Source organism: Frankia gtarii, assembly GCF_025403375.1.
Lineage (GTDB): Bacteria > Actinomycetota > Actinomycetes > Frankiales > Frankiaceae > Frankia > Frankia gtarii.
This window is the reverse complement of sequence record NZ_JAMPTM010000348.1, coordinates 1-6,440: the sequence shown is the minus strand read 5'-3', so window position 1 is coordinate 6,440 and position 6,440 is coordinate 1. Positions and strand designations below refer to the sequence as shown.

At 68.1% G+C, this 6,440-nt stretch carries 4 protein-coding genes; all 4 read left to right on the top strand.

Annotated elements, in window-relative coordinates; all coding sequences use genetic code 11:
• Nucleotides 1-220 precede the first annotated feature (220 nt).
• Nucleotides 221-2,398: an RNA polymerase recycling motor ATPase HelR gene (gene helR / locus NBZ83_RS29040; RefSeq protein WP_261576226.1), complete on the top strand. Its 2,178-nt coding sequence runs from the start codon at nucleotides 221-223 to the stop codon at nucleotides 2,396-2,398.
• A 592-nt stretch (nucleotides 2,399-2,990) separates the two neighbouring features.
• Entirely contained in the window at nucleotides 2,991-3,983 is a 993-nt protein-coding gene (locus NBZ83_RS29035; RefSeq protein ID WP_261569737.1) for an acetyltransferase, read from the top strand.
• A gap of 72 nt (nucleotides 3,984-4,055) precedes the next feature.
• Nucleotides 4,056-5,774, top strand: coding sequence for an AMP-binding protein (locus NBZ83_RS29030; protein WP_261576225.1), 1,719 nt, complete (start codon nucleotides 4,056-4,058; stop codon nucleotides 5,772-5,774).
• Nucleotides 5,771-6,244, top strand: a complete 474-nt coding sequence (locus NBZ83_RS29025; protein ID WP_261576224.1) for a nuclear transport factor 2-like protein — start codon at nucleotides 5,771-5,773, stop codon at nucleotides 6,242-6,244. The genes NBZ83_RS29030 and NBZ83_RS29025 overlap by 4 nt, the downstream gene beginning before the upstream one ends.
• Nucleotides 6,245-6,440: the final 196 nt, after the last annotated feature.

Sequence of the window (6,440 nt, the reverse complement as noted above, 5' to 3'; positions counted from 1 at the left end):
GGGGAAGGAGGGGGAGGAGTGCCCACTCCCCTCCACTCTCAACGTATAGCACACCGGGGGGCTTGCGGCAAGACCCGGGGCGGGCCGCAGAATCACTGGCCAGGGCCAGAACCTGCGGGCATGGGAGTCGCGGAATGCGGGTGTTGTTGTCGACGTACGGGTCGCTCGCAGCTGACCCGCATGCTGCCGCGCCACGACGAAGAGCATCGGAGCTGATGCCGTGAACCCTCTGACCACCAGCGCGTTCGACCTTCCCGACCACCTCGCCCCCAAGGCCGACCCGGCGCTGATCGCCGGGGACGAGCAGCGCTTCGCAGCCATCGCGCGCAGCCTCGAGGAGTCGATCGCCGACCTGTCCGACCGTCTCGACGTCGAACGCAGGGCACCGGGCGGCATCGGCCAGGCGGCGATGGACCGGGACCTGGAGATCCACCGGCTGACCGCTCGCCTGCGCGCCCTGCGCCGCTTCGGGCTGGACCTGTGTCTCGGACACATCGTCGGCATGGACGACCCCGAGCCCGTGTACATCGGACGACTCGGCCTCGCGGACGGCGAGGGTCGTCGGCTGCTGCTCGACTGGCGCTCCCCCGCGGCGGGGCCGTTCTTCGGAGCGACCCACGCCAACCCGATGGGGCTGGCCAGCCGCCGCAGGTATCGCTGGACCCGCGGCCGGATCAGCGACTACTGGGACGAGGTGTTCACCCCGGACGGCATTGAGGGGCATGCCGCGCTCGACGACCAGTCCGCCTTCATCGCCAGCCTGGGCGGCAACCGGTCGGCCCGGATGCGCGACGTGCTCGGCACCATCCAGGCCGACCAGGACGCCATCATCCGTGCCGGATCCGACGGCGCTCTCGTCGTCGACGGCGGTCCGGGTACGGGGAAGACCGTCGTCGCCCTGCACCGCTCCGCCTACCTGCTCTACTCCGACCCTCGCCTCGGTCACCGCCGGGGCGGCGTGCTGTTCGTCGGTCCGCACCAGCCCTACCTGACCTACGTCGCCGACGTCCTGCCCGGCCTCGGCGAGGAGGGCGTGCAGACCTGCACCCTGCGGGACCTCGTCGCGGAGGGAACCGTGGCAGAGATCGAGACCGACCCGGACGTGGCCGCACTGAAGTCGTCCGCGAACCTGGTGAAGGCGATCGAGGCGGCTGTGCAGTTCTACGAGGAGCCACCCACCAGGCCGATGACGGTCATGACCCACTGGTCCGACCTCCAGCTCAGCGCCGACGACTGGGCCGAGGCGTTCGACGTACCGACACCCGGTACCGCACACAACGAGGCGCGCCAGGAGGTCTGGGCGGAGCTACTCACGATTCTGCTGGACAAGCATGAGGCGTCCCACGGCGGCGAGGTCCCGGCCGACCAGCTCCGCAGGTCGCTGCTCCAGAACCGGGGGCTGAGGGCGACGTTCAACCGGGCCTGGCCGCTGCTCGACGCGACCGATCTCGTCGCGGACCTGTGGTCGGTGCCCGCCTACCTGCACAGATGCGCTCCCTGGCTCAGCCGCGACGAGGTGCGGCGGCTGCAGCGCGGCGACGCCAGGGCCTGGACGATGTCCGACCTGCCGCTGCTGGACGCGGCGCGGCAGCGGCTCGGCGACCCGGGGGCGGCCCGGCGTAAGCGTCAGCGGGACGCCGCCGTCGCCTCCGAACGCGAGCACAAGGCCAGGGTCGTCGACAACCTGCGCGAGGCCGACGACGAGTACGGCATGGGCCTGGTGACGATGCTGCGCGGAGAGGACTTCCACAACGTCCTGGTCGACGAATCCGCACTGGCCAGCACCGACCCGGACCTGCTCGCCGGCCCGTTCGCGCACATCGTCGTGGACGAGGCCCAGGAACTGACCGACGCGCAGTGGCAGATGCTGCTGCTGCGCTGCCCGTCCCGGAGCTTCACCATCGTCGGGGACCGCGCGCAGGCCAGGCACGGGTTCACCGAGTCGTGGCAGGAACGGCTGACACGGATCGGGCTCGACCGGATCAACCTGGCCTCCCTGACCATCAACTACCGGACGCCGGAAGAGGTCATGGCACAGGCCGAGCCGGTCATCCGGGCCGTGCTCCCGGACGCCAACGTGCCGACCTCCATCCGCAGCAGCGGCGTCCCCGTCGTGCACGGATCCGCCTCGGAGCTGGGCTCGATCCTCGACACCTGGCTCGCCGCGCATGCCGACGGGATCGCCTGCGTCATCGGCACCGGCGACAGCAAGGACGCAACGTTGCGGGCGACCTCCCGCGTCCGGTCGCTGACCCCGGAGCTGTCCAAGGGGCTCGAGTTCGACCTGGTCGTCCTCATCGACCCGGAGGCGTTCGGCGATGGCATCGAAGGAGCGGTTGACCGCTATGTCGCGATGACCCGAGCGACCCAGCAACTCGTCATCCTCACGAGCTCCTGATCTCGGCCGGGACCTCGTCGAGACGACGATGGCTGCCGGCCGGAAGTTCGTTGAAATAGACAAGATCGCCGTAGCGGCGTTCCAGGCAGCAACGGGATCGCCGCGCGTGTTCCTTCGGTGCGGCGGGCATGGCACTTCGGGACGATCAGGATGGCGTAGGAGCCTCCATGATCACCCGAGGGTCATGCCCGTCTTGTTTCGGGGTCCGATCCGCAACCCACTCTCACCGGAAACCCCCGGCACGGCCCATGAGCCGCTACCCAGCAAACTTGCCGGGGCCCTGAACAAACCCTGGACGGGGCCATCCGCGCCGACGGCTCAGGGCCTGCCGGGATGTGATGCGGATGGGCCAGACTGCGCCCGCGTTCCAGCCCTCACAATTTCCCATCAATTCGTTGCCTTCGATGGCATACAGGCTGTTATGCTCGGCGACGCCGGACGGTACTCACCCGACTACACCCCTCCGTGGTCGGGCAACCCCCATAGGGTTGCCCGAGCTTTACCGGTGGTTCATCCGGACATGTCCTTGTGCGGTCTGCCTGACAGTAGATGTTGTTCGTGTCCTGCTGCCTGCCCGATGGGTCGGAGGGTCATGCTCGCTGAAAAGGATTTCGCAGCCTTCGTCGCCCGCCATGCGGGAGTCGACGCCGAACAGGCGGATTCCGGCGCCCGTCTCGGCGCGGACCTGGGACTCGACTCGTTCGCGCTGCTCGAGCTGCACGCCGCGATATCCGGGCTAGGCGTCGACCTGTCGGAACGGGCCTGGTTGCGCATCGGTACGGTCGGCGAGCTCTATGACCAGTGCCTAGCCAGATCGCACCGGCCCGAGCCGGTGACACCCGAGACGCAACTGCCGTTCCCTGATCTATCCACGCCGTTGACCGCATCGCAGATACGCCACCCGAGCAGGCCGGTCACCGTGCAGCCACCGGACGCGGGTGCCGGAGCCCCAAATGGTGGAGAGGTCACGGACCCGGCCGGTTTGCGCATTGATCAGCACGTTTCGCCGCCGACCGCCGCGGTGCAGGGCGGCCGAGGCCTCGCGGACCCGACGCCACCTCGGCCGCCGCAGCGGAGCGGACGGTACTTCAGGCTCGCACCGCTTCTCCCAGCGTCAACCCCGTTCCTCTACGAACTCGCAATCTCCCCGGAGACCGGATTCCGGTGGCGGTATCGGGGTTCGGTCCCCAGCTACGCGCAGTTCGAGCAGGAACTTTGGCAAGGAATGCTCTCCCAGTTCCTGGTGGAGTCAGTTGAGACTGGCGAACCTGTCGGTAATGTAATTTGCTACAACCCGGACTTTGCACTTGGACACGCCTATGTGGGCGCCGCGGTCAGCGGCCGCTACGCAGGATCAGGAATAGCGATCGAGCCGGTCCGCTTGTTCATCCGATACGTCTTCGATGTCTGGCCGTTTCGTAAACTCTACTTTGAGCTCCCGGAATTTAACCTGCCACAGTTCGCAAGCGCCCTGGGAAACGGGCTGCGGACGGAGGGCAGATTGGTCGATCATGAGTACTACCAGGGCCGCTACTGGGATCGGCTGATCCTCGCCGTGTACCGGGACCGGGTTGGCTCACGGTAGGCCGACCGGCCAAGAACCCTCGCAAACAACCCCGGCCGGATCTCCGACTGGCCCCGCGAATCGGGACGATAGTTGACATATCTAATCGAGAAGATCGAACGAGCCGCCAAGCAGTCCGGCTCGGTGACGTTTCTCGACGGCACGGATGTGCAGCGGGTCGAATGGTCGAAGTTGTACGACGACGCCCTACGACTGTCCGCAGCGCTGCAGGGGATCGGCACCGGCTCAGGCCATCCCCTCGGCATCCTGGCGCCGACGTCGCGGCCCGCGGTCGTGGCTGCCCTCGCAGGCTGGCTTGCCGGCGCCAGTGTCACCTTTCTGCCGTCGCCGGCCCGTGCCACAACCCCGGCCGGCTACCTTGCGGCTACCCGCGCCCGGTTGGACTCCCTCGGCGAGCCAGTTGTCCTCGTCGGCGACCCGTGGACCGACTCGATCGATGGGCTGGCCAGCCCCGGACGTGTCGTCACCGACCTGCCCGGGGTGCTGTCCACAGCGCTGGCCGGACCCGAACCCATCACCATGGTCCCCGCCGGCTCCGACGACGATCCGGCTATCCTCCAACTGACGAGCGGGACGACCGGCGCCGCGAAGATTGTGCAGATCAGCCATGCAAATCTTGCTGCCAACATCGACGCGATCAAGCAGGCCACCGGGCACGAGTCCATCCATGGCCGAATGCTGTCCTGGCTGCCGCTGTCCCACGACATGGGGCTGGTTGGGAGCCTTCTGATGCCTCTGACCTGCGGACGATGTGACACCATTCTGTCCAGCCCGGCCGACTTCCTGGCCAGACCCGCCGAGTGGATGCGGCGGGTGGACCGCCATCGGGCCACCGCGACCGTCGGTCCGAACGCCGCATACGCTCTCGCAGCCCGCTTGCTCGCCACCGGCCCCACACTCGACCTGTCGTCACTGCGCTGCGCGCTGTCCGGCGGGGAACCCATAGACCCCGAGGTGGTGGACGCCTTCACCGCGGCAGGGCGCAGACACGGGCTCGACCCCGCGGTGTTCGTACCCGCCTACGGGATGGCCGAGGCGACGGTCGCCGTGGCAATCTCTCCTGTTGGCCGCGGACTGCGCTGCGACGTGGTGGGCGCGGAGGATCTCGAACGGCACGGAATAGCGGTACCGATGCCTGATGGCGCCTCACCGGGAGCCCCCGCCAGGCCGGGGATCAGCGTCAGCAGCGAGGGAGAGACGCCGCCGGCCGGCCGCGTCCGACGCATACCTCTGCTCGGCAAGCCGGTCCAAGGGCTCGAAGCAAGGATTGTCGACCAAACGACCGGTCGCCCGATGCCCGAACGCCAGGTCGGCGAAATTCAAGTCCGTGGGACTTCGGTGACGGCCGGCTACCGTGGTGACGCCGAGACGACCTCGGCGCGGTTCCTCCCCGAGGGCTGGCTTCGCACCGGAGATCTGGGTTACCAGGCCGGAGGCGAGCTCGCGGTCACGGGCCGCATGAAGGACGTTGTCATCCTCGCTGGACGCAACATCTACCCGGACGAAGTCGAGCGAGCGGCGGCCCGGGTGCCGGGAGTGCGGCCGGGCAACGCGGTCGCCTTCGGCTTCGCGCGCCGGGGACCGTTGGGAGACGGCGAAGGTCTCGCCATTGCAGTCGAAAGCCGAACGGACGATCCCGAACGCGTTCGCACCTTGGTTCTCGATGAGGTCCGGGCCGCGCTGGGAATCATGCCACACGCGGTGATCGTCCTCTCGCCGGGATCCATCCCGAAAACCCCGTCTGGCAAACTGCAACGGGCCGAGGCTGCGCGGAGGTTCACGCCCCGATGATCCCTCCCGCACCCGCCCAGGATGGGGACCGTCCAGGCGACCTCCCCGATCTGACCAGGACTCCCCAGTCCGGAGTCGATCTCGTCGGCACCCTGCTTTCGGCCTGGACTGAAACAAATCCGCTACGCCGGGAAGCGGCGCTGACGGCCAGCTGCACCCCGGACGTGCGCTATACCAACCCGATCGGACAGGCGCAGGGCAGACCTGCGGTCGCCGAGCTCCTCGGCCGGATCGCCAGCAGTTACCCGACCCTGCGGCCAGTTCGGATCAGTGCGATCGATCTCCATCACGGTTACGGACGTTTCGAGTGGGCCATGTGTCTTCCCAACGGCCACCGCGTGCTTGAGGGACTCGACGTGATCACCCTCTCGGCAGATGGAACCCGCATTGCCGAGGTCGTCGCGTTCTTCGGCCCGACCGATCGCACCACCACCTACGCCTACGGCGCGCCAGCTCACGGCGAACCATGACGCGCCGACGCGCCGACGCGCATCACATTGCGCTTCCTTCCACTTCACTCTTCACGTATCTACAACCATTCCGAAGGAGAAAGATGCGTAACTTCCCGAGCCCCTCGCGCCGCGCGGTGGGAACAGTCGGCGCGCTCGGTGTGGGGATCGGCACCGCGCTGGGCGCCGCGGGCGGGGACGAGGCCGGGCGGATCCT